This is a genomic window from Pirellulales bacterium (assembly GCA_019694435.1).
In the GTDB taxonomy this organism is placed as follows: domain Bacteria; phylum Planctomycetota; class Planctomycetia; order Pirellulales; family JAEUIK01; genus JAIBBZ01.
Window position 1 is genome coordinate 1 of record JAIBBZ010000020.1, and the last position, 22,900, is coordinate 22,900.

Annotated in this window: 19 protein-coding genes; 16 read left to right on the top strand and 3 right to left on the bottom strand. The window is 65.8% G+C overall.

The features are described from left to right. Positions 1–1,984 (bottom strand): hypothetical protein (locus tag K1X74_14965; GenBank protein MBX7167629.1); only part of this gene is annotated, 1,984 nt, incomplete at its 3' end. 307 nt (positions 1,985–2,291) lie between these two features. On the opposite strand from K1X74_14965, the gene K1X74_14970 reads away from it, so the two are divergent. From K1X74_14970 to K1X74_14985, 4 genes are all read left to right on the top strand, one after another. Beyond that, on the top strand, positions 2,292–3,476 hold the full coding sequence (locus K1X74_14970) for a hypothetical protein (GenBank protein ID MBX7167630.1): 1,185 nt from the start codon (positions 2,292–2,294) through the stop codon (positions 3,474–3,476). Beyond that, positions 3,473–4,999: a hypothetical protein gene (locus K1X74_14975; protein MBX7167631.1), complete on the top strand. Its 1,527-nt coding sequence runs from the start codon at positions 3,473–3,475 to the stop codon at positions 4,997–4,999. Before K1X74_14970 ends, K1X74_14975 begins: the two co-directional genes overlap by 4 nt. 485 nt (positions 5,000–5,484) lie before the next feature. Then, on the top strand, positions 5,485–5,931 hold the full coding sequence (locus tag K1X74_14980) for a TraR/DksA family transcriptional regulator (protein ID MBX7167632.1): 447 nt from the start codon (positions 5,485–5,487) through the stop codon (positions 5,929–5,931). A 253-nt stretch (positions 5,932–6,184) separates the two neighbouring features. Next, on the top strand, positions 6,185–7,357 hold the full coding sequence (locus K1X74_14985) for a trypsin-like peptidase domain-containing protein (protein MBX7167633.1): 1,173 nt from the start codon (positions 6,185–6,187) through the stop codon (positions 7,355–7,357). Positions 7,358–7,465: 108 nt separating this feature from the next. On the opposite strand, the gene K1X74_14990 is transcribed toward K1X74_14985, so the two are convergent. After that, on the bottom strand, positions 7,466–8,413 hold the full coding sequence (locus K1X74_14990; GenBank protein ID MBX7167634.1) for a nucleoside hydrolase: 948 nt from the start codon (positions 8,411–8,413) through the stop codon (positions 7,466–7,468). 200 nt (positions 8,414–8,613) lie between these two features. On the opposite strand from K1X74_14990, the gene trpD reads away from it, so the two are divergent. From trpD to K1X74_15030, 8 genes are all read left to right on the top strand, one after another. Further along, a complete protein-coding gene (gene trpD / locus K1X74_14995; GenBank protein MBX7167635.1) occupies positions 8,614–9,630 on the top strand; it encodes an anthranilate phosphoribosyltransferase in 1,017 nt (338 codons plus the stop codon). 119 nt (positions 9,631–9,749) lie between these two features. Further along, on the top strand, positions 9,750–12,569 hold the full coding sequence (locus tag K1X74_15000) for an MMPL family transporter (GenBank protein MBX7167636.1): 2,820 nt from the start codon (positions 9,750–9,752) through the stop codon (positions 12,567–12,569). 77 nt (positions 12,570–12,646) lie between these two features. Next, positions 12,647–13,078 carry a DUF393 domain-containing protein gene (locus K1X74_15005; protein MBX7167637.1) on the top strand — a complete coding sequence of 144 codons (432 nt, stop codon included), beginning with the start codon at positions 12,647–12,649 and terminating at the stop codon, positions 13,076–13,078. Positions 13,079–13,342: 264 nt separating this feature from the next. Beyond that, on the top strand, positions 13,343–13,870 hold the full coding sequence (locus K1X74_15010; protein ID MBX7167638.1) for a beta-hydroxyacyl-ACP dehydratase: 528 nt from the start codon (positions 13,343–13,345) through the stop codon (positions 13,868–13,870). 21 nt (positions 13,871–13,891) lie between these two features. Next, positions 13,892–14,701: a rhomboid family intramembrane serine protease gene (locus tag K1X74_15015; GenBank protein MBX7167639.1), complete on the top strand. Its 810-nt coding sequence runs from the start codon at positions 13,892–13,894 to the stop codon at positions 14,699–14,701. A 30-nt stretch (positions 14,702–14,731) separates the two neighbouring features. Continuing rightward, positions 14,732–15,427, top strand: a complete 696-nt coding sequence (gene trmB, locus K1X74_15020) for a tRNA (guanosine(46)-N7)-methyltransferase TrmB (protein ID MBX7167640.1) — start codon at positions 14,732–14,734, stop codon at positions 15,425–15,427. A 145-nt stretch (positions 15,428–15,572) separates the two neighbouring features. Continuing rightward, the gene (locus K1X74_15025) at positions 15,573–16,976 is read left to right on the top strand and encodes a sterol desaturase family protein (GenBank protein MBX7167641.1); all 1,404 of its coding nucleotides are present in this window, start codon (positions 15,573–15,575) and stop codon (positions 16,974–16,976) included. Positions 16,977–17,167: 191 nt separating this feature from the next. Next, complete coding sequence (locus K1X74_15030; protein MBX7167642.1) at positions 17,168–17,680, top strand: hypothetical protein; 513 nt, start codon at positions 17,168–17,170, stop codon at positions 17,678–17,680. Positions 17,681–17,695: 15 nt separating this feature from the next. On the opposite strand, the gene K1X74_15035 is transcribed toward K1X74_15030, so the two are convergent. Continuing rightward, positions 17,696–19,360 (bottom strand): amidophosphoribosyltransferase, encoded by a 1,665-nt coding sequence (locus tag K1X74_15035; GenBank protein MBX7167643.1) that lies wholly within the window; start codon positions 19,358–19,360, stop codon positions 17,696–17,698. Between the two features lie 344 nt (positions 19,361–19,704). Between K1X74_15035 and proB the strand changes: the two genes are divergently transcribed. From proB to K1X74_15055, 4 genes are all read left to right on the top strand, one after another. Then, positions 19,705–20,844, top strand: a complete 1,140-nt coding sequence (proB, locus tag K1X74_15040; GenBank protein ID MBX7167644.1) for a glutamate 5-kinase — start codon at positions 19,705–19,707, stop codon at positions 20,842–20,844. 79 nt (positions 20,845–20,923) lie between these two features. Further along, a complete protein-coding gene (locus K1X74_15045; GenBank protein ID MBX7167645.1) occupies positions 20,924–21,838 on the top strand; it encodes a DUF3445 domain-containing protein in 915 nt (304 codons plus the stop codon). Between the two features lie 20 nt (positions 21,839–21,858). Next, positions 21,859–22,299: a hypothetical protein gene (locus K1X74_15050; protein ID MBX7167646.1), complete on the top strand. Its 441-nt coding sequence runs from the start codon at positions 21,859–21,861 to the stop codon at positions 22,297–22,299. Further along, complete coding sequence (locus K1X74_15055) at positions 22,286–22,744, top strand: hypothetical protein (protein MBX7167647.1); 459 nt, start codon at positions 22,286–22,288, stop codon at positions 22,742–22,744. Before K1X74_15050 ends, K1X74_15055 begins: the two co-directional genes overlap by 14 nt. The last annotated feature ends 156 nt before the right edge of the window (positions 22,745–22,900 follow it).

Consider the following 22,900-nt stretch of genomic DNA (forward strand, 5'->3'; position numbering starts at 1 on the left):
CGTCGAGCGTGGCTTCATACTCGCGGAGATGCTGCTCCCACGCGGCCAGCCGGGCCTGGTCTCGCTGATGGGCGTCGGTCGCGCCGGCCAGCGCGGCCAGGTGTTGCTCGACCTCGGCGGCCCTGGCCAGGTGCGTGGCTTCGGACTCGACGAGCGATTGCCGTCGAGCGTCGAGCGCGAGTTCATGCTCGCGGAGATGCTGCTCCCACGCGGCCAGCCGCGTCTGTTCCCTCTGCTGCGCGTCGGTCGTTTCGGCCAGAACGCTGCGACCTTGCTCGATTTCGGCGACCTGCTGCTCGTGTGCCTCTTCGCGTGCGGCGATCACTTGTTGCCGATTGCCGAGGGCCTCCTCCCAGTTGGTCAACTGTTGGGCCCGTTCGGCGACGGCCTGCAGCCGCGAGTGCCATTCATTGGCGCTGTATTCGAGTTCGCGTTGACGGGTCGTCAGCGTCGCTTCGCGCGCTTCGAGTTCGGCCTGCCGCTGTTGCAGCGTGGTGTCCTGGGCGACGAACGCGGCCTGCTGTGCGGCCGAATACCACTCGGCCCGTTGCGTGTCGAGTTCGGCACGCAACGCTCCCAGCGTCTGGTCGCGTGCGGCAAGCGACTGGTCCCAGCCCTGCAGTTGTTCCTGCCGGGCACGCAGCTCCGCTTCCCAGCGGCCAAGACTTGCCGTCTGTTCTTGTTCGCGCTGGGCGAGTTGTGCTTCCCTTTCGGACGCCGATTGTTGGCGCGCGGCACATTGTTCCTGCTCGCTGTCCAGCCACGCAGCGCGACCGTTCAGCTCTTCGGCTCGTCCGTTCAGCGCTGCATCACGCCCGTTCAGCTCTGCATCGCGAGCCTGCAATTGCTCTGCCTGCTCGGCGAGCCGCTGCCGTGCGGCCGCTTGTTCGGCCTGTTCGTGCTCGAGCGATTCGCGCTGGGCTTGCAGGCTGCGGAGCAGCGCGCCGATTTCGAGTTGCCGCCCGGCGAGGTCCGCCTCTTGCGCGGCGAGCGCTTGTTCCTGATCGTGCAGCGATTGGGCCACTTCATCGGCCTGGGACATCTGCTCGACGGCCTGCCGGCATTGCTGTTCGAGCTCGTGTTGGCGCAACTCGAGGGCCACACGCCGCCGGTTCAGTTCGGCCTCGCTGGCGCTGAGCGCGTCGCTGCGATCGGCCAGCTCTTGCGACAGCGCCTGACGCTGGGCTTGAGCCTGTTCCCATTGCGTGCGGAATTCACTTTCTCGCCGGAACAGCTCTGCTTCGCGGGCCGCGAGGGCCACGGTTTGCTCATGAATTTGCCCGGCCAGCACGCGCTCGCGCTCGGCAATCTCGGCCCGCCGCGCCGCGAGTTGTTCGAGCAACTCGGGCGTCGCGTCCACGCGCGGCACTTCGGTCTGCTCGGCGGCTAGCTCGCGCAGATCGGTCTCGGCTTGGATCAGGCGCAACTGCAGGTCGTCGAATTGCTGCCGGGTGCGTCGCAAGGCGGCGATCGTCCGCCGCAGACGGCGGCGCCCCAGGCGAATGGCGCCCCGCAGGATCTCGATGCGATCGGCGTCGTTGTCCGTGGCGGCAGGCAGCGTGACGCTTGGCGGCCCTGCTGCGCTCAGGGATGCGGGCGCTTCGTTGCGCGACGTCGGCGCTGCGCAAGCCGACACGCCCGGTCGATCATCTTCCACAACTTGCAGTGCCACGGTCCCGAGGTCGAGCCGATCGCCCACCAGCAATCGCTCGCAAGTGAACCTTAGACCGTTCAACAACGCCGGCTCGGCCAGCGTGCGCACGACCGTGTGCATGGCGCCGCGCAAAACCAGGCAGTGGGCCGGGGCGATTTCCGGCTGGGCCAGCCGTACGCTGGCCGTGGTGCCCGAGCCCAGCACGTGACGTGCACCTTCGAGGCGGACGAATTCGCCATCGCGTGGGCCGCCGCAAATCTGCAGGACGAGCGTTCCCGGCGCGTGCCCGAGCAAGGGACCCCCGGCACCGACCAATTGCTGTACAACCATGGAAGTCAACCTGGAAGTCGAGGTGGGGTGATCGAGCGCGCAGGCAAGGCGCGCCGACACGGTGGGCAGGCAAGCTGTTTCGTGCACGGTAGATGCCGCTGCTGGCATATAGGTCGCCCCCTGGGCGGTGTCAAAAGATCAAGCGCCCCAGGCCGAATTCCCCGTAAGATTGATACCGCTGACCGGCCGCCACCCGCCAAGTGGCGACGAACCCGCTGCCTGGCACGTCGCAAAGGGGCGATCCGCCAGCGGATGGGGGCAGTACCGGCAGGGCACTCCGGATTCGTTACGCGAGGTGTTTGCGGGCATGCAATGGCGTCGCTGGCAGATCGGACGTGGGAAGCCAAGCGCCGAGCGCGAGTCGGGCGACGTCGCGGCCGTGCTGAGCTGCGATTGCGGAGCACGCTGGACTTGCCAGCGCGAACGACGGGGGCGGGTCGAGCGGTGTCCGCGCTGTGGCGTGGAGCAGTTCCTGCTGGCGGCGAGTCCGCTGCCGCCTGCCCTGCCTACTCGCAAACAAGCGGCCATCGATTGGGAGCCGCAGTCGCCTCATGCCGCCAAGGCAGAATCCCCTGGACGCGCCGAGCCATCGACGGGGCCTGCCTCGAAGCTGGCGCAGCAGCCTCAGGATCACGCACCTGCGCCGGCCGAGCGGCCCGATGCGGGACAATCGGATGCCGGTTCCAGGCGACCTATCGAAGAACATTGGGTCGAGGACGATGCCACGGCCCGCGCGCGCTGGTCTGTTTGGTCGGTTCGATTGATCGCCGCGGCGCTGGCGGTGCTCGTCGGTCTGACGGCCTGGCTGAGCTGGGAGGGGTATCGCCGCAGGACGGCCGCAGCCGTCTTGGAACAGGCCACAACGCGAGGCACTGCGGCGCTCGTCGAGGGGGATTATCTGCAGGCGGCCGCCGAACTCGAGCGCGCTGCCAAGGCTGCGGCAGCCCTGCCGGGCGACAGTGCTGCCGAGCGCCGGGCCACGCAGCTCTATCTCGAAGCCCAGGCCTGGTCGCGGCTCGCGGCGACCGATCTGGGTGATTTTTGGCTGTCGCGCGCTCAGCCCGACGCTGCGGCAAATCAGGCCGCCTGGCCGGACGAATTCCAGCGATTATTTGCCGGTCGCGTGGTCGTGTTCGATGCCTGGCTGCGACGCGAGTACGATCCCGACGCTGCCCAAAGGCTGGCAGCGCCCGCTGATCGGCCATTGTTGCAAATGGACTGGGCCACGTTGGGGCCCAGTGCGCGACTGCAAGTCACTCTCTCTGACGATCCTTGTTTCGCTGCTGTGCGACCGGGGCAGCCGCAACGGTTCATCTTCGCGGTCAAGCTGGCCGGGCTGCGGCGCAGGGAAGAGGTTTGGACCGCCGACACGGTGCCTGGGTCCGCTGTGCTCCTCACGCAGCCCGAGCCGCTTGTGCGCTGCGGGCTACCGCTCGACGAAGACTTGCGTGCGCAGCTTGCGGAACAATTCAAGCGCGAGGCGGGTTCATGAGCACTTGCCGGCCAACGAAGGTCCTGTTCGGCTGCGCGGTGGTCTTGGCGATGGCCGTCGCGAATGCGGCCGGTGAAACGCTCGACGTGACCGAATACGAGCCGCGGATGGAGCAACTGCAGGGCCTGCGCACCACCGTCGTCGGGCGTTTCGCCTCGATGGCCGGTAACCGCATCAAGCTGGTCGGGTCGGCAATCGATTTCCGCTTGAGCGAGACGGCCCGTCCCCCGCGGCCGGGTACGAAAAATGTCGAGCTTACCGGCGCGGCCGCGCGCGAAGGCGGGCGATGGGTGTTCGTCGTGGCCGTGGCCGAAGCAGTGCCGAGCGACGTCGAGCAATTCGACGAGCGCCGCCGGGCGATCGCCGAGCGCGATTTTGGCCAACTCTATGCTTTGAGCCGCTGGGCACGCACCCAGGCGCGGCGGTACGACGACGCCGAACTCCGCAGCCGTGCGGTCAGCGCCTTTCGCGAGGCTTTCGCTTGGGAAGAAACCGCCCTGATCGACCGCGGTGACGGCCAAGGTCTTCTGGAGCTTGCCGACCGCGGGCGCGAGCTGGGTCTCGATCAGGAGACAGTCTTGCGACTGACGCATCTTGCCTTATGGACCGAACGCCGACGGCTGGAAGCTGCGGCCAATTGGCCGGCGTTGGCCACCCTCGCGGAAACAACGTCTCAACGCCTGCCCGGAGCGGCCGATCGCAGCCTGCGGCTCGACCAGACGACTCGAGAACGCTACCTGGCTGACCCGCAGGCCGAGTTCTTGGCCCAGCCTGCCCTGCGGCCGGCCTTGGCCCGGGCTTTCTGGGCCGATCTCCAGGCAGCCGTGTTGCGGCATGCCGCGTCCAGCGGAACTGCGCCGGGCAAATTGGCCATGCAGGCGGCCGAACAGCTACCTGAGTTTCCCGAACTTGCCCGGGAATTCCACCTGGCCGATTTGCGGCAACAGGCCGCGACTGCGTCGGCGCTTACGCGGGGAAAAATGCTCGCGCTGGGCGAGGAATTCGAACGGCTTGGCGAAGCCGCCGATCACCGCCAGCTTGCCACGAATTGGCTGGCAGCGCAACGTGCCCACCTGCCGCAAGGCGATGCCGAAGCGCGGCTGGCGCTGGCCGACGACTATCGGCACCTGCTTGACGATGTGGAGACCGCGGCGGCCCTCTACCTCGAGGCGCTGGAGTTGGTACCGAGCCTGGAGGAGGCCGCTTCGCAATTGCGCAGTCTCGGCTACGAAAAGCTGGCCGGCGGCTGGCAGCGGACAGCCGAGTTGCGGGCAAGTCTCGTCGAGGCCGAGCGTCGCCGGCGTGTGGGGGGGATCGCCCCGGGCGACCTGGAGACGGCCGTGATTGCCCGCTTACGGCGGCCCGACCGAGTGGCCCGCACGGTCACCGCGGCGGCGGTGTTTGAGCAGTGGATCTACGACGGGCCGCCTGCGCTTTACGTGTACCTCCGCCGACTTCCTGGCGGCCGTGAAGCGGCAGTGGTCTCGATCACTGCGCCGGACGCGCCAGCATCCGGCGATTGAGTCCCGGCGGACGCGGACCGGGGGGTGCCAGCAGGCAATCCGCGAGCTAGCGGCAGTACTTGCCGGTGTAACCGGAAAAGTCTGCACAATCGTTTCGATCTTGACGATGATTCGTTAGCACCGGCACCCCCGCCGGGACGAGGCTGGTACGACTTCCTCTGAGCGCACGGAACAAGTGTCCGGGCGGGGGATGGCCTGGCCAAGGCGTGGGGAGCAGCCGCGAAGAGTTCTACGCAAACTCTTTTGCGGTTGTTGGTTGCGACGCGAAAGCGCGAAAACCGAGTTGGCCTTGACAAATCGGAGAATCGCGCGATCCGTCGGGCAGGGCGTGCGTACTATATTTTGTTTGCCGCTTATCCGGACGGCGGAGGCGAGCAAGGGCAAAGGGAATCGAGGCACAAGGAGAAGGGTTCGAGCCAGGCGTGTGCGAAGGGGGGATCACCTTCAGCCGCTTGAGACGTCGAATCTACTGAGGTGAGGCACACATGGCACGCAAAGACGCAATGCTGGCGATGCGCCAGATCCTGATTCGCAGGCGCGATGCCCTGCGCCAGGCCCTGGCGGGCGACTTGAGCCTGCTCAAGGAGCTCCGTAGTCAGACTTCCGGCGACATGGTCGACGCCGCGCTCGACTCGGCCCAAGACGAGATCAGCTCGCAATTGGCCGAAGTCGAAAGCCGCGAACTGGCCAACATCGAAAACGCCCTGGAGCGGATGCGCGCAGGCCAATATGGAACCTGCGAGGGCTGCGGCTGCAAGATTCCCGTGGCGCGGCTCAATGCCTTGCCCTACGCCACGTTGTGCATCAATTGCCAACGCGAATTCGAGCGTACCGGTGGCTCGGGCGGTCAGGACCACGATTGGGGCCGGATTCTCGACACCGGCGCCGATAACGACCTGACCATCAACGACATCGAGATCGACGTCCAGTAGTCATCCTTGGCCAAGTCCGGGCGCGTGGTGCTCGACGACCACGCGCCTCGGCAAGGCCGGGCGGACGCGCTCGCGGCCGGTCCATCAGGATTCGTCCCGACGCGGCGTGCGCTTCGTAGCCAGGGCTTTTTCGAGCCGGGCGCTTGCAATCCAAGGATGGGTCTCTAGCGTGGTATTTCAGGCGGCCGGCGCTCGTAAGGCGCTGTCGTGCCGGCTGAATTGCCTGCGGAGAATCTGCAAGGGACAACTTCTCATGGCGCGTGCCTCGACCTTTCTCGTTGCCACCGGGGGCACTTTGATCGGGCTCTGCCTTGGCCTGTTCCTGGCCCCGCTGATCGTTTCCACGGCCGGTGCCCAGATCACGTTTGCCGGCCTCGACGAGAATGACGATCCGCAACAACGGGCGCAGTTGTACGCGGCCCTCGAACGCGACAGCGCCCACTTGGCACAAGAGCAGCAGGTCCTCAAGCGCGTCGCCAAGCTGGTGGCCCCGACGGTTGTCCATATCGAGGCCCATAAGACCGACCGCCTGTCGCGCCGGCCGGGCGAGGCCGACATCGAAGAGGCCGGCTCGGGCGTGATGGTCAACTTCGATGAGAAGTTCTACGTGCTCACCAACCGGCACGTCGTCCGCGATACCTCGACCGGCCGGATCGACATCAACCTGGCCGACGGCCGTCAGCTCCATCCGCTGCGGGTCCTCGAAGATCCCGATACGGACGTGGCCGTGTTGCCCGTCGCCGGGAGCGATCTGGTGTCGGCCAAGTTGGGTGACAGCAACCAATTGGAAATCGGCGACTTCGTCCTGGCCGTGGGCAGCCCGTTTGGGCTGAGCCATTCGGTCACCTACGGCATCATCAGCGCCAAGGGGCGCCGCGACTTGGAACTGGGCGACGAAGGCGTACGGCTGCAAGACTTCCTGCAAACCGACGCGGCGATCAACCCGGGCAACAGCGGTGGACCGCTGATCAACTTGCGCGGCGAGGTGATCGGCATCAACACAGCCATCGCCAGCAATTCGGGCGGCAACGAGGGGATTGGCTTCAGCATTCCCATCAACATGGTCCACCGCGTGGCCGCGCAGCTCATCGAGCACGGTACCGTGGCCAAGGCCTTCCTCGGGGTCAATCTCGAGGCCAAGTTCAACGCCGAGATGGCGGCCCGGTTGGGCCTGCCGCGGCGCCAGGGCGCGCTGATCACCTCGATCACGGCCAACTCGCCAGCGGCCGAGGCGCACTTGCAGCCCGACGACGTGGTGCTCGCCTTCGACGGCGTGCGCGTCGAAGACGGCGATCACCTGATCAACATGGTGAATCTGTGCGAAGTCGGCCGTACAGTGCCGCTGGTGGTCTTCCGCCAAAAGCAGACGCTCACCGTCAATGTCACGGTCGGCAACCGACGGACGTTCTTGCCGGCGACCCCGTAAGACGCACGCTGCCGATCTCGGGTCCTGCCCGAGGAATCGGGACCCCATTCTCGGGGAGCACCTGCCCCAATTCGGGGTAAACGGTCATCATCCACGGCCGGCGACCGATCAGTCGGCCGTAGCGCGGCAGGCCTGCATGATTCCGGCGACAATCCGCTCCGCCACTTGGGCCGCGTCGCAACCGGTCACGGCCGTCACGCGCGGTCCCGCGGCTGGCGGAGATCGCCGGTCGAAAATCGAAGCTCCGCGGGCGACACTTCCGGCCGTCTCGATCTCGACGGGATAGGCAGCCGATTCGAACAGCTCCGACTCGAGCAGCGCAACCAGGGCCACGGCATCGTGCAACTGGATGCTCTCCATGCCCAATTCCTGGCGAAAGGCTCGAAAGGCGAATGGCAGCAACTTGGCCATGAGCGTTGCCACCCGGCTGGGGATCGCCGTGGATTTTTCCATCAGGTCCATGCCGAAGGTGACGTCGCCGGACACGTCGACCGGGACCACCGTACGCGTCATGGTCGATTTCAGCACCAACTGGGCCGCCGAGGGATCGCAATAGAAATTGAACTCGGCTGCCGGGGTCACGTTGCCGGGGCCGGACAAGGTTCCGCCGAGAATCACGATCTGGTGAATCATGTCGGCCAATTCCGGGTCGCGCTGCAGCGCCCGCGCAACGTTGGTCAGCGGCCCCATCGCGACGATGCTCACGTCGCCCGGTGCCGCGCGGATCTCGTCGCAAATCACCTTCTCGGAGCGATGCCGGTGGTGCAATTCGGCCACCTGGAAATGTGCATTGCCCAACCCGTCGCTGCCGTGGAGGTGCCGGGCGTCGGCCGGCGAGCCCAGGTCGGGTTCACTGGCGGCGCCGATCCGCGGCCAGCGGGGTGGGTCGATTTGCTCGATCAGCGCCTGCACGTTGCGCGTGGCCTGTTCGGCAGCCACATTGCCGGCAACAGCCGTGACCGCCACCACATCGAGCCGGGGGTCGCACAGCGCCATGGCCAAGGCCACGGCGTCATCAATGCCCGGATCCACGTCCAAAATGACTTTGCGAACCACGCGCGGCTCCATCCCATCGACCCGGCAGCACGTACATCTGCCTCTAACAGAATGATAGGGCGCGCCGCGCGGCGCCTCAAGCGCGGTCCTGGGGCTCTTCGCCCCGGCGTCAGCCGCACGCAGCCTTCGATCGTTGGCAGTGGGCGTTTAGAATGTCGCAGTGAGCAGGCAGCGAACTGCGCATTTCCCGGAGAAGCCAGGTGCTCGAAACCATCATCGGACGGATCGCCGGCGGTGAAGACCTCTCGGCCGAGGAGATGGGCTCGACGATCGAATTGATCATGCAGGGACAGTGCCAGGAACAAGAAATTGGCCTGTTTCTGACCGGGCTGCGGATGAAGGGAGAAGCGACCAGCGAAATCGCCGGCGCTGCCGCGGCTCTGCGGCGTTTCATGACGCCGATCCGCAGCACCCGGCCCGGGCTGCTGGACACATGCGGCACGGGCGGCGATGGGCTGGGGACCTTCAACATCAGCACGGCGGCTGCGCTCGTCGCCGCGGCCGCCGGCGTATCGGTCGCCAAGCATGGCAACCGCAGCGCCAGCGGACGGACCGGTTCGGCCGAGGTGCTGCGCGAATTGGGTGTGAACATCGAGGCCACGCTGCCGGTCGTCGAGGCGTCGCTCGACGCGCTGGGCATCTGCTTTTGCTTTGCCCCGCTCTATCACGGATCGATGCGGCACGTGGCCGAGGTCCGCCGCAAGCTCGGCTTTCCGACGATCTTCAACTTCCTGGGTCCGTTGGCCAACCCGGCCGGCGCTCCGTATCAACTCGTGGGCGTGGGCATGGGCGATTTTCGCCGGGCCGTGGCCGAGGCCCTGGCGATGCTCGGCACGCGCAGGGCCGCGGTGGTGCATGGCGAGGACGGCCTCGACGAGGTCTCCATCGGCGGACCGACGTTGGTCACGCGCGTCGGCGGCGTGCCCGAAGACATGGTCTGGACACCGGCCACCTTCGGTCTCGCGCAGGGCGAGCTTGCCCCCCTGCTCGTCGCCGGGCCGACCGAGAGCGCGGCGCTCATTCGCCGCGTCCTGGCGGGCGAACCGGGGGCTCCACGCGATATTGTCGTGGCCAATGCCGCCGCGGCGCTCTGGGTCGCCGAACAGGAAAGCGATCTGAGCACCGCGGCCGCGAGGGCCGTCGAAGCGATCGACCGCGGCGCCGCCCGCGATCTGCTCGCACGGCTGGGCGAATTCACGCATCGCCTGGCCAGCTAGCATGCTGCCGTGGGCCGGCGGGAATCCGCCTTGGTCGCAGGACTGCGGGGGGACTAGAATTTTCACCCACCCAGTGCGCAAGGCCGCGCGCTGTCCGATTTTGCCGCCAGGATGCCTGCATGGACGCCCCTCACAGCGCGACGGCCCGCGAGTCGCTGCTTGCGAGACCCTACGAAGCGCTGACGCGCTTCGTCGTCACGTATCCGTATTTCGTCCTGGCCGTGGCCCTGTTGTTGGGCGGGCTGTCCATCTACCTCACCTGCACTCGGCTCGCCTATCACACGAGCCGCCTCGATCTGATCAATCAGGACAGCGAGTTTTACAGCCTGTGGTTCGAATACATCCGCGAGTTTGGCGAGGACGACGACGCGGTGATCGTCGTCGAGGGCCCGAATCGCGACCGGGTCATCACCGCGCTGGACGAAATCAACGCCTTTCTCGCCCGCCACACGCAGTTGTTTCGCCAGGTGCTGCACGACGTCGACCTGGGCAAGATTCGGGCCAAGGGGTTGCACTACGTCTCGCCGTCCGACCTGCAAGGGATCGATCAGTTCTTGACCTCGATCGATCCGGTACTGGGCGGAGATTGGAATCGCTTGAGTCTCGTCCAGCGGGCGGGCGAATTGCAGGCCCGGCTGGCATATCTGCGAGGGCAGCCCGAATCACCCGCGTCGAAGGCGACGCTGCGCGAGATCGAGGAGCTGGCCGCGCGGCTCGAGGCGACACTCGCCGGGCGACCTTGGACCGGGTCGCCCTGGGGCGCCACCCCCGACTCGTTGGCCACGCTGAGCGAGCTGTCGCGTAATCACCTGTTGATGCAGGACGGACAGTTGGGCCTGATTCTGTTGCGCCTCGGCGAGACGGACGAGAACAACTTCGTTCCCGGCAACGAAGCCGTCGACACGCTGCGCGCGATGGCCACGGCCATCACGGCCCGGCACCCGGATATCAAGGTCGGCTTCACCGGGCTGCCGATCATGGAAAATGACGAGATGAAGGCCAGTCAGAATTCGATGACCTGGGCCAGCATCGTCTCGATGGGCGGCGTCTTGTGCTTGTTCATCGCCGGTTTCGGCGGTGTACGTCATGCCATCCTGGCCAACCTCGTGTTGTTGCTGGGCATGGCCTGGTCGTTCGGCTACGTCACGCTGTTCGTCGGCCACTTGAACATCCTGAGCGTCTCGTTCACGGTGACGCTGATCGGCATCGGGATCGACTACGGCGTGCATTTCGTCTCGCGGTATCTGCAGATCCGCGCGCAGCACGTGCCCTGCGCCGAGGCGCTCGTCGCAACCGGGCGCGCGATCAGCCCCGCGATTACCACCGGCGCGGTGACCACGGCGGCCGCGTTCTACTGTGCCGGTTTCACCTCGTTCGTGGGCATTGCCGAATTGGGCATCGTCGCCGGCGGCGGGATCTTGCTGTGTGCCGTGGCGATGCTGGTCGTGTTGCCGGCCGTGATCGTGATTTACGAGGGTAACTCGCGCAACTTCACGCCGCCGCAGCCGTTGGCGGTCAACTCCTGGATCAATATCCCGTTGGCGCGGCCGCGGACGACGCTGGGCCTGGCGCTCACTTGCACGGCCTTGATGTGCATCGGCATGCCTAAGCTGTGGTACGACAACAACCTGCTCAACATGCAGGCCGACGGCGTGGAAAGCGTCGAGCTCGAAAAGCGCTTGTTGAACGAGTGTCAACAGAGCTCGTGGTATGCCCTCTCGCTGGCCGACAGCCGCGCAGAACTGCTGGAGCGCAAGGAAAAGTTCCTGCAGTTGGCCTCGGTCGAGCGCACCGAAGATATCGTCACCCTGGTGCCCGAGGGCGACGCCGAAAGGTCGCCGGCGATTCGCCGCATCGGCGCGCGCTTGACCGAACTGCCCGAACGGCCGCCGCTCGTCGCGGTCGATCGTCCCGAGATGATCGGACAATTGCTGGGCGCGCTGCAACAGACGCTCGTCACCGTGGCTCCCGGCTCGCCTGCCCTGGGCCATCTGGAACAGGCCCGCGTCGAATTGCGGCGTTTGTCCCTGGCCGATTGCTACGCGCGCATCGCCCGGTATCAGCAACAGGCGGCCGGCGATCTCTTGAGCCGGTTGCATGCCCTCGCGTCGATGGCCGATCCCGAGCCGCCGAAATTCGAAGACCTGCCCGAGCCGTTGGTCAGCCGGTTCGTGGGCCATCATGGCCGCCACCTGTTGAAAATCTATGGCCGGGGCAATATCTGGGACGTCCATGCGCTCGAGCGATTCGTCCACGAGGTCCGCTCGGTCGATCCGCGCGTCACGGGCAATCCGCTCCAGGCTTACGAGGCGACGCACGAAATGCGCCGCAGCTTTGAACAGGCGGGCCTTTACGCCTCGCTGATCGTTGTGGTCGTGGTGTGGCTCGACTTCCGCAGCGTTTGGGCATCGCTGTTGGCGCTCACACCTTTGATCCTCGGCGTGGGACAGATGTTCGGCCTGATGGGCTGGCTCAACATTCCACTCAACCCGGCCAACCTGATCGCGCTGCCGCTGATCCTCGGGATCGGCATCGACTACGGCGTGCATATCGTGCACGAGTACCGCGAGCAGACGGGGCCTTACTCGATGTGCGCCAGTACGGCCGTGGCCCTGCTGGTCGACTCGCTCACCACGATCGTGGGGTTTGGCAGCATGATGATTGCCACACATCAGGGCCTGGTGAGCCTGGGACGGATTCTCACGATTGGCGTGACGTGTTGCTTGGTGACCAGCGTGCTGGTCTTGCCGGCGGGATTGCGGCTGTTGAGCCGGGGCAAGGGCACGGCAGCTCCGGAGCCGCCGGACGCGACTCCGCACGGGCCGGTCGCCAACGCGCGCGGCGAGCGGCGCCGCGTTGACCCGGCGCATCCGACCGCGGCGCCGCATGCTCCCCGTCCTGCGCCGGCCTGGGGTGAGAAAAAGTCGCCGCTGCGCTGACGGTCGCCGCCCCCCTCGTGCCGCGCTAGAATTGGGTGAGCTTAGCATCGTGTTCCCCAATTCCCCCCCGGGCGATAATGTCGGCCGACCCTTTCGAGATCGAAGTCTTCTTTGACGGCGGTTGCCCTTTGTGCCGCCGCGAGATCGACCTGCTGCGGTGCCGAGACCGGGGCCAGCGCATCCGGTTCACCGACCTCGAGACGCTCGATCCGGCAGCCGCGAATCTGGGCAAATCGTCCGCGGAACTTATGGCCCGGATGCATGCACGCCTGCCCGACGGCAGTTGGGTCGAAGGGGTCGAGGTCTTTCGCCGGATGTATTCCGCGGTGGGGTTCCGGCGGTTGGTCGCGCTCAGCCGGCTGCCGGTCGTGTCGCCCCTACTCGCCGCGGCCTATGCGGTTTTCGCGCGAAATCGCCTGCGCTTGACCGGCCGCTGCACCACCGCAAGCTGCAGCGCCGACGCCTCGCGGCGCCTGCACCCGGCACCGCCTTCCGGCCCTAGGGGGTGATGCGGTAAACTGGGTGAACATCGTTTCGCCCAGCAAACTCGCGCCTGCAGGATTCCATTTCCATGGCCAAACCGCATCGTGTGCTCAAGAAATCCAATAAGGGCTCTCGTCCCGCCAACAGCAAGGCTCGTCGACTGAAGCGTCGCGACTTGCGCACCTGAGCGCCGCACTATGGCGCGGCCAGGGATCGCGGAATCGTCACTTGGCGGCTCGCTCGGCTAGTTCCCGATCGATTGGAATCATTGCGCGCTGGAGGGAACATCGGTGACCGCACGCGACCTGTTGTTGGATCGCTCGGCGTATGACCTGAGCCGTGTCGTCGCGGGGATCGACGAGATTCGCCGCTACATCCCCCAACGCGACATGATGGAGCAGTTGACGGCCATCGTGCACATTGACGAGGAGCGCAAGTTGATCGTGGGCTACAAGGACGTGGGCCACGATGAGTTCTGGGTGGCCGGGCATTTCCCCGGCGCGGCGGTTATGCCGGGCGTCGTGATGTGCGAAGCGGCCGCCCAGTTGGCGTCCTACTTCTGCTCGCGCTTCAAGCTCATGGGAGGCAAGATCCTGGGGCTGGCCGGCCTGGACGAGGTACGGATTCGCGGGCCGGTACAACCTGGCGATCGCATGGTGATCGTGGCCGCGGCCGAACGCATCCGGCCGAACGTGTTGCTCGTCTGCCGGTTCCAGTGCTTTGTTGATGAACAGCTTGTCGCCGAGGGCGTGATTCGCGGGGCGGCGCTTCCCGACGAGATCGAGGATCGATTTCGCGCAGCCATGGGTGCCGACTAAAGCCGCGAGGCCGCAAACTCCATGCTCTTTCCGCTGCGCGACGAGAATCCCTCGAGCAGTACGCCCTATGTGACGTTTGGCCTGGTGGCCATAAACGCGCTGGTGCTGCTCTATGTTTCGTTGCAGCCGCAGGAAGCGCAACAGCGGATCGTCTACGAATACGGATTCGTTCCGGCGCGGATTTCGGCGCTGGAAGCGGACAAACCGATCGTCCTGCGTCCGCATCCGGCCGAGAACCTGCGGCGGCTGATGCGCCGGGAACAATTGATCGCTCCCCAACGACTCGACGTCAGCCGGGGCGACGTGTTGCTCTCACTGCTGACGTGCATGTTCCTGCACGGCGGCCTGGCGCACCTGGTCGGCAATATGTGGTTCTTGTGGATCTTCGGCAACAATATCGAAGACCGCCTGGGCCACGTGCTGTTTCTGCTCTTCTATCTCGCGGGCGGTCTGGCCGCGACCTTTTGCCATTGGGCAACGGGACCGGAAAGCGTGATGCCGGTGATCGGGGCCAGCGGCGCGGTGGCCGCGGTGCTCGGGGCCTACGCCGTGACGTATCCTTTTGCCCAGATCCGGACGCTCTTGTTCCTGGTCATCTTCTTCACGGTCATCGATCTGCCTGCGCTGGCGGTGCTCGGACTCTGGTTCTTGGGCCAATTGCTCGAGGCACGCCGCGCGCTGGGCATGGATCTGAACGGCGGCGTGGCCTGGTGGGCGCACGTCGGCGGTTTTGCGGCGGGGGCGCTGGCCATGGGGATCTTCAACTTCATCGCCGGGCCGGCCGAGCGTCATTCCTGGGACGCCTGGTCGAACGACGCTGACTATCGCTGAGCCGCGCTGGCACACGGAAAATTGCAGTCGATGGGTCGTCGTACGCTTCGCAAGATCAGTCCCGAACTGAACCTGGCGCCATACTTGCGCCGGCTCTCAGAGTTCGTGCCCCCGCGGCGCACGGCCGATGACGAGCCGGCCCTGGTGGTGCGGCAGCCCGCCTGGGACCAGGCCGCGCTCTTCGGGCGACTGGCCCCGTTGGAGATCGAGGTCGGCAGCGGCAAGGGGTTGTTCCTGCGGAACGCGGCGGCAGCCTGTCCGGATCACGATTTCCTCGGCGTCGAAATCGCCTATCGCTATGCCGAATACACGGCCGCCGGACTGGCGCGCGCCGGGCTGACGAATGCCCGCATTGTCGCGGGCGACGCCCAGCGGCTGTTCGCCGAGGCCTTGCCCGACGACCTGGCGGCCGCCGTACACGTCTATTTTCCCGATCCGTGGTGGAAAAAGCGGCACCGCAAACGCCGCGTGATGAACGAAGAATTCTTGAGGCAAATCGAACGTGTGCTCCGCCCGGGCGGCGAGCTGCACTTTTGGACCGACGTCGAGGAATATTTCGCGGTCACGCTGGCCCTGATCGGCGAAACGGTGCGTCTTGCAGGCCCGCTCGAAGTTCCTGAAAGCCCGGCCGTGCACGACCTCGATTACCGTACGCATTTCGAGCGGCGGATGCGGCAACACGGCCAGCCGATCTACCGCAGCCTGTTCCGCAAGGCGTCGGCCTGAAGGTGCCTGTTCCGCTAGGCCTTGGCCTGGCGGGCCCGCCGAAGCACCTCCGGTCCGCCAACCGCGGCGACCTGTCGCGGGTCCACCCCTCCTTGCTCCAGGGGCGCTATACTAAAGGCCTCCTTCCTTCTGGCGAGGTCGCGCGATGGACTCGATCGACTGGTTGCTCGGTAGCGGCATCCCCTACATCACCTATGCGGTGCCGGTATTCTTCCTGCTGATTCTGGTCGAAATCGTCTTCGGCTATCGCGAGCATCGCGAGCTGTACCGGTTGAACGATTCGATCAACGACCTGAGTTGCGGCATCATTCAGCAGATCATCGGTATCTTCACCAAGACGGCCTTCTTCGTCGGCTATCTTTGGCTCTATGAGCATTGTCGGTTGCTCGAGATTGCCGAGTGGCCGATTGCCGCCAAATGGGCCGCGGCCGTGGGATTGTTTCTCGGCGTCGATTTGGCCTATTACTGGTTCCACCGCATCGCCCACGAGATGAACGCGCCCTGGGCGACGCACGTCGTGCATCATCAAAGCGAAGAGTACAACTTGTCGGTCGCCCTGCGCCAGGGCACTTTTCAGGACGTATTCTCCTGGGCCTTCTACACGCCGCTGGTGATCATCGGCTTTCCGCCCCTATGGCTGTTGGCGATGAAGTCGTTCGACACGCTGTACCAGTTCTGGATTCACACCCGGGCCATCGGCCGCATGGGCCCCTTGGAATGGGTGTTCAACACCCCTTCGCATCACCGCGTGCACCATGCTCGCAATCCGAAATATCTCGACAAGAACTATGCCGGTACCCTGATCATCTGGGACCGGATGTTCGGGACCTTCGTGCCCGAGGAAGAAGAGCCCGTTTACGGACTGACCAAGCCGCTCAATAGTTGGAACCCGATCTGGGCCAACTTGCACATCTGGTACGAACTGTGTCGCGATGCCTGGCTGGCCCCGCACTGGCGCGACAAGTTGCGCATCTGGTTCATGCCGCCGGGCTGGCGCCCCGAAGGATTGCCCGAGAATCCCCCCGGCGCTTTTGTCACCCGCGAAACCGTGATCAAGTTCGACACGACGATCCCGCGCGGTTTGGCCGCCTATGTGACCGTGCAATTCACCGCGACGCTGTGCGTGGCGGTGGCGCTGATGGTCGTTGCGCCGCGCGGTGTGCTCTCGTTGGGCATGACTGTGGGACTGACGCTGTGGGTGCTGCTGGCGTTGGCCAATTGCGGGGCCATTTACGAACGCCGGCGCTGGGCCCTGGCTTCGGAACTCGCGCGGCTGGCCCTGGCGGCGGGGTTGTCGTTCGCCTGGGCCGTGGGCGCCGTCGATCCCCCAATGGGCGATCTGCCCGCTTGGTTGCTGGTGGCGGCGGGCACCTTCTTTGCCGCATCGATCGTCGTGTTCCTGTCGCAGACCCGGGAATTGACCGGCCGGGTGACCTACCGCGGCGGTCGCGCTCCTTGCGTGCTGCCGGCGCCCGAGCCGGGAGCGATCCGCGGGGCGCCCGCGCAATTCTTGCCGGACGCTAGCGGCAAAGAAGGCGTGCTGGCCTGAGCTGCAAGCAGGTCGCCCCGAGCGCCGGCGCGTGCGGCGATTTTACGTAAGTCGTCTGCGTGCAACGACTCGCCTGCCGGTGCGCTGCCCCAGGCCAGGAATGCGGCACGCCCCTGGCATGGTGTTTGCCAATCCGCGGTACGCACGGCCCTGCATTTGGCTGCCTGGAATCACTCCGGAGTGCCCCTGGGATGGAATTCTCTCCAATTACCGCGGCGACATTGATCGATCTCGGCGCCTCGCGCCCGCCCGAGCCGGGTGCGAGCACGGCGACGCTCGACACGGCGGTTGGCGCGCCGGCGGGGCCTCCCAGCAACACGAGCGACACGTTCCGGGAAATCCTCGGGCACTATGACATCACGCACATCACGCCGCGTGAGTTCACCGAGATGATTCAGAAGTTGCACGCGGCCGGCGTCATCGACGACGCGCAGTTCCGCGAGCTATCGCTGGTACGGCTCGATCTCGACGCGGCCGGCGTCGACCCCGAGGAACCGGTCGACCTGCTGGAACTGCATGCCGACCAGATGAACGAACAGCAACGCGAACTGAGCCGGCTGAACGAGCGCGCCAAGCGCAACCCGGGCGTGACGGTCGAAGCGACCCAGGCCCTGGCGACATTGCAGACGCGCATGGCCTGGCTGCAGAAATTTGCCCGCGTGCAAAGCGGCGTCGAACCGCAGGGGATCGATCTGGTCGCCTGAAGGACGGGCCGTAGGCTACCAGTTGCTTGGATCGACCTGCTGGGCCACGCCATCGTCGGCCAGGTCCGCGTCGACCATTTCCGGCGCCCAGGCGCCGCCGCCAGGGGCCTCGGCCGGGTCGATCTCGTAGGTGCGCGCGGCGCCCGTCGTAGTCGATTGCGCTTGGGCCAGGGAATACAGCTCCTGACCGCACGGCGTGGGGTAGTTGCCCGTGATGCAGGCCTGGCACAGTTGATCGCTGTCGAAGCCGATCGCCCGGGCAATCGATTCGACCGGCAGATAACGGAGCGAATCGGCGCCGAGCTGCCGCGCCATGCGAACCTGCGCCTCGGCGGTCAGCTTGCCGTCGGGCAGGAATTGCGGGGCGAACAACTCGCTGATCCGCGACATGTCGATGCCGTAAAAGCATGGTGCCACGATCGGCGGACACGCGACGCGGACGTGGATTTCGCGGGCGCGGCCCAGCGAACGGATGCGGTCGATCAACACCTTCATCGTCGTCGAGCGCACGATCGAGTCTTCGACCAGCAACACGCGCTTGCCCTCGAGCACCTCGCGCAGCGGCGTGTATTTCAACTGGGCCTTGCTCGTCCGGCTGCTCGAGCCTTCGATAAACGTCCGGCCCGTATAACGATTGCGAATCAGGCCTTCGAGCGAAGGTACCTTAAGCCGATAGGCCATCGCGTCGGCCGCGGCCTTGCTCGTGTCGGGCACCGGGACGACGATCGTATCGTCGTCGATCTGTACGTCTTCCAAATCGGCCAACTCTTCGCCGAGCGCCTTGCGCGAGAGATAGACCCCGCGGCCGTCCATCGTGCTGGCCACGTTGGCAAAGTAGATCCATTCAAAGAAGCAATGCGCCCGCCGGGGGCTCGCACAGTATTGCTCGACGGCGAAACGCCCGTCGCTGATGGTGATGCATTGGCCCGGCCGGAGCGAATGGATGCTTTCGGCGGCGAAGCCCAGATTCAACAGGGCGACGCTCTCGCTCGCGGCGGCGAACAGCGACCCCTCCTTGGCATAGCACAACGGCCGCAGCCCGAGCGGATCGCGCATCACGAGCATTTCGCCCACGGCGTTGATCAGCACCAGACAATAGGCCCCGTCGAACTGCGAGGAAAGTTCTTTGCAGACGTCGACCAGCGACGGGCGACGGTCGCCGACGTACTGGTGGCCGATCGCGTGCAGGATGATCTCGGTGTCGGTGTCGCGGGCCAGGAAGTTGTCGCCGTTGGCCAATAACTGCGACTTGAGCTGGCCGTAGTTGGCCAATTGGCCGTTAAAGGCGAAGCTGAACCACTTTTGCTTTTGCAGGTGGTGCCGTTCGAACGGCTGGGCGTAGCTCAAGTCTTCGGCGCCGCAGGTGGCGTAGCGCACGTGCCCGATGGCGGCCCGGCCGGCAAAACGCTCCATCAGGCTCTCGAACTTGGGCCGATGGTTCATGCGAAAGACCTCGCTGACGTTGCCGAGGTCTTTGTAGTGGGCGATCAACTGTCGCCGCTGCGGATTGTAGGTGCTCATCCCGGCCGAGAGCTGGCCGCGATTTTGGATGTCCAGCAACATCCGGGGGATCAGCCGGCTGATCTCCTCGGGACCTTGCGCCGGACACAACGGACTGGTCTCGCCGCCGGGAAGGTGATAGACGGCGACGATTCCACACTCGTGATGCAGTTCGCTCATCGTAAGCCGTCTGCCGTCCGCGGGGGCGTCCGAAATGCCCAGCGTTAAAGCGTCGTCCCACCGCGCGACCACGGACCCGGCCCGCGCGACGGCCTGCGCAACTACTCAAGGCCGGCCTGCTTATTTTAAGCGCGCGGGGCCTCGATCACAACCAAGCGAGTCACAGCGAGATTTGCACGGGGTTTGGTCTGCAATGCAGGACGCGGCCCCTGTGCAGGCAGAGTTGACCAACGTCGGAGAATCGGGCTGCCAGTGACGTCTTGCGCCACCCTCCCCTTGGTCCCCCGGGTCGAGCGGCGGTATTCTGAGGCGGAATTCCGTTCCCGCGTCTCGAGAAGTTTGCCGTGACTGCAAGTTTGCGCGCCGAGCTCGCTCGTACGGCCGACGTCATCGTCGTCAAGGTCGGCACGCGCGTACTGACCACCCCCCAGGGCATGTTGGACGAACAGCGCGTCGCCGCCCTGGCGGGTGAATTGAATGAACTCGTCGATGGCGGCCGCAAAGTGGCGCTGGTCAGTTCGGGCGCGGTAGGTGCCGGGATGGGGCAACTAGGGCTGGCGCGGCGCCCGCAATTGCTCCCCCAGCTTCAGGCGGTCGCCGCCGTGGGACAATGCTATCTCGTTCAAGCCTACGAGCGCAGTTTCCGCGCCCACGGGCGGCATGCGGCCCAAATCCTCCTGACGGCAGAGGACCTTGACGAGCGGACGCGCTATTTGAACGTGCGCAATACGCTGCATGCCCTGCTCGATTTTGGCGCGGTGCCGATCATCAACGAAAACGACACGGTGAGCGTCGAAGAGCTGCAGACGACGTTTGGAGACAATGACCGGCTCGCCGCGCTGGTGACCAACCTGCTGAGAGCGCCGTTGCTCGTGTTGCTCTCCGACGTCGAGGGCCTGTACGACGGCGACCCCGCGGAAGCAAGTTCGAAGGTCATTCCCACGGTCGCGACCGTCGATGACTCAATCTGGAACCTTGTGCGCGACCGGGTCACCGGGCTCAGCAAGGGAGGCATGGCCAGCAAGCTGCGCGCGGCGCGGATCTGCACCGCCGCGGGCGAAAACGTCATCATCGCCAGTGGTCGCCACCCTGGCGCTTTGGCACGGATTGCCCGCGGCGAGGAAGTCGGGACCCTGTTCACCGCTCAGGGCAACTCGATCGGTGCCCGGAAGCGCTGGATCGGGTTCACGGTCCAGCCGCGCGGCTACCTGGTGCTCGATGCCGGGGCGCGGCGCGCGATCGCGGAGCAAGGCCGCAGCTTGTTGGCCATCGGCGTGGTCGACGTGTCCGGCGAGTTCGCCAAGGGAGACGTCGTCGCGCTGCGCGACGGCGCCGGGCAGGAATTCGCTCGCGGGCTCAGCAACTACACGGCCGAGGAGCTGCGCCGCATCAAGGGCCTGCGCACCGAGCAGATCGCCGTTGCCTTGGGGCGCTGTCCGTACGAGGAAGTCGTCCACCGCGACAATCTCCTGGTAACAGGTTGATGGCTCCTGGTGACCGGTTGAGGGTCGTCACCGGGTGGTTTATTCCCGCTGAGAACGCGTGCTGCCGGCGAGACGGTTCATGATCCTGCCCCTGCCTTCGCCGCCTTGGTATCAGCCATTCGACGGGCGACCGTTCAAGCTGAGCCTGGCGACCCGGCCGCTCGAGCTGGTCGACTGGATCGAAATCGACACCGCCACGCCGGACCAACTGCGGCTGCGCCGCCAATTGCTCGAAACCGAACGCCAACGGTGTTTCGTCGCTTTGCCCGGTTCCGAAGAGCCTGCGCAGGAGCTGCTGGAAATGCTGGCGAAACACCTGGCCGAGTTGTTTCCCGGCTGGTTTACGCTCGTGGCGGATCGGCTGCACGATCATTTGACCGACACGGTTCACGACCTGGCCCGGGCCGACGAGCATCCGCTGGCGACGTCGGCGCGCCTCGTCGGCGAAGACCTGTGCCTGATGCGCCCCGATCCGGCGGGCTATCGGCTCGACGCGGCAGTCGTGTGTTTTCCGTCGCGCTGGCGCGTGTGGGAAAAGCTGGGCGCCACGCTGCGCGAGATCCACGCACCGGTGCCGTATTACGACCCGCAGGTCGCCGAGCCGTCGGATCGTTTGCTCGAGGCACTCAAGGTCGAAAAGCCCGTGTGGCGGCTGAACTGGAGTCTGCATGACAGCGACGTCTTGTTTCAGCCGACGGCGCACCCGCCGCTGAATCCCGCGCTGGGCCCTGACAATGCGCTGGCTTCGCTGTGGCTGCGCGTCGAGCGGCAGACCTTGCGGCGATTGCCACGAACGGGCTGGGTGCTGTTCACGATCCGCACCCATTTGCGCCGCCTCGACGAAGTGTGTACGACGGCCGACATTGCCGGACAGCTTGCGGCCACGCTTCGCGGACTGCCGCCGGAAACCCGGGCCTACAAGAGCTACGGGCCGATCCTGGCGCCGCTCCTGGCGGCGCTCGACCGCCGCTCGAAAGCCGGCGAAGATTCCTGAGCATCCCGGGGGACAACCTGATGCGCACGCAGTCGCTGGGCATCCTCGTGGTGGGCTTGCTGCTCACCGTCGCGACGACGGCCGGCGCGTATGCCGGCTGGCTCGGCCAGCGCAGCGACTACCTGGGTCACTTTCTCGCAGGCTGCGGCGGAACATTAGGCGTGGCAGTACTGGCGCTGCTGGCCATTTCCGGTGAGATCCAGCGCCGGGCCGGCGCCACGGTCGTGCTGTTGGCGGTGCTCGCCTGCGTCGCGTTAGGAGGTGTTTTCGAATCGACGTTGTATCGCCTGGCCAAGTTCGACGAGGTCGACTTTTGCAATCAAAGTCTCGGCGCGGTGGTCGCGGGCGCAATCGCTCAGGCCGTCGCGCGGCGCGGATTGCTGACGCGAATGGCCAGCGTCGTGCTGCTCGCGCTGGCCGCGGCGCTCTTGTTCGGAGGGTATCACTTTGCGTTTCTATGAACGCGTGGCGATCCTGACGCTGGCGCGGCTGGCGGGAATTCTGGCCTGCACCAACCTGTGGGTCACTGCGGCCCGGTCGACGATTCCCTTGGCGTTGGCGACTCAGTTGCTGAACTCCGAGGTACGACACGAGAAGCACCCGGGCCAGGACGACGTCTGTCTGTGGATGCTCGCGGATCGGCGAGTGCTGCACGTCGACCAAGAGGTCTTTGCCGCCGTCCCCCGCTGGGGAGATCGACTGGAAAAGCAGCCCTGGGAACGCGTCCTGAAGGCCGACGGACGGGTGATTCTGCTGGCCTGGTCCGCCGATTTTCGCGGCATGGGGCGCGTGATGCCCGTCGTGTTGGTGGTGATCGCCGCCTGGCTTGCCTGGGGTATTTCCGAGGCGGGCCGCGCAGCTTCCCCTGCGGCCGACTCGTCGCGGCCTCTGAATCGAGTACAATGACACTTCGCGCACGTTTCGTTTGCCCGAGGGCTCGGTCGCAGGGGACGTCGCGTCGGAGGCGGGTAATTCATGGAATCGGCGAGTACGACCCCGGCTGCCACGCCAGCATCCCAGGCGGCAGCATCCCAGGCGGCAGGGGCACAGGTGCCTGGCGCT

Bases quoted from the DNA above. Each gene is read 5' to 3' on its own strand.
- K1X74_14970 (MBX7167630.1), top strand. From the start codon at position 2,292: ATGCAATGGCGTCGCTGGCAGATCGGACGTGGGAAGCCAAGCGCCGAG.
- K1X74_14975 (MBX7167631.1), top strand. From the start codon at position 3,473: ATGAGCACTTGCCGGCCAACGAAGGTCCTGTTCGGCTGCGCGGTGGTC.
- K1X74_14980 (MBX7167632.1), top strand. From the start codon at position 5,485: ATGGCACGCAAAGACGCAATGCTGGCGATGCGCCAGATCCTGATTCGC.
- K1X74_14985 (MBX7167633.1), top strand. From the start codon at position 6,185: ATGGCGCGTGCCTCGACCTTTCTCGTTGCCACCGGGGGCACTTTGATC.
- K1X74_15000 (MBX7167636.1), top strand. From the start codon at position 9,750: ATGGACGCCCCTCACAGCGCGACGGCCCGCGAGTCGCTGCTTGCGAGA.
- K1X74_15005 (MBX7167637.1), top strand. From the start codon at position 12,647: ATGTCGGCCGACCCTTTCGAGATCGAAGTCTTCTTTGACGGCGGTTGC.
- K1X74_15015 (MBX7167639.1), top strand. From the start codon at position 13,892: ATGCTCTTTCCGCTGCGCGACGAGAATCCCTCGAGCAGTACGCCCTAT.
- trmB (MBX7167640.1), top strand. From the start codon at position 14,732: ATGGGTCGTCGTACGCTTCGCAAGATCAGTCCCGAACTGAACCTGGCG.
- K1X74_15025 (MBX7167641.1), top strand. From the start codon at position 15,573: ATGGACTCGATCGACTGGTTGCTCGGTAGCGGCATCCCCTACATCACC.
- K1X74_15030 (MBX7167642.1), top strand. From the start codon at position 17,168: ATGGAATTCTCTCCAATTACCGCGGCGACATTGATCGATCTCGGCGCC.
- K1X74_15035 (MBX7167643.1), bottom strand. From the start codon at position 19,360: ATGAGCGAACTGCATCACGAGTGTGGAATCGTCGCCGTCTATCACCTT.
- K1X74_15045 (MBX7167645.1), top strand. From the start codon at position 20,924: ATGATCCTGCCCCTGCCTTCGCCGCCTTGGTATCAGCCATTCGACGGG.
- K1X74_15050 (MBX7167646.1), top strand. From the start codon at position 21,859: ATGCGCACGCAGTCGCTGGGCATCCTCGTGGTGGGCTTGCTGCTCACC.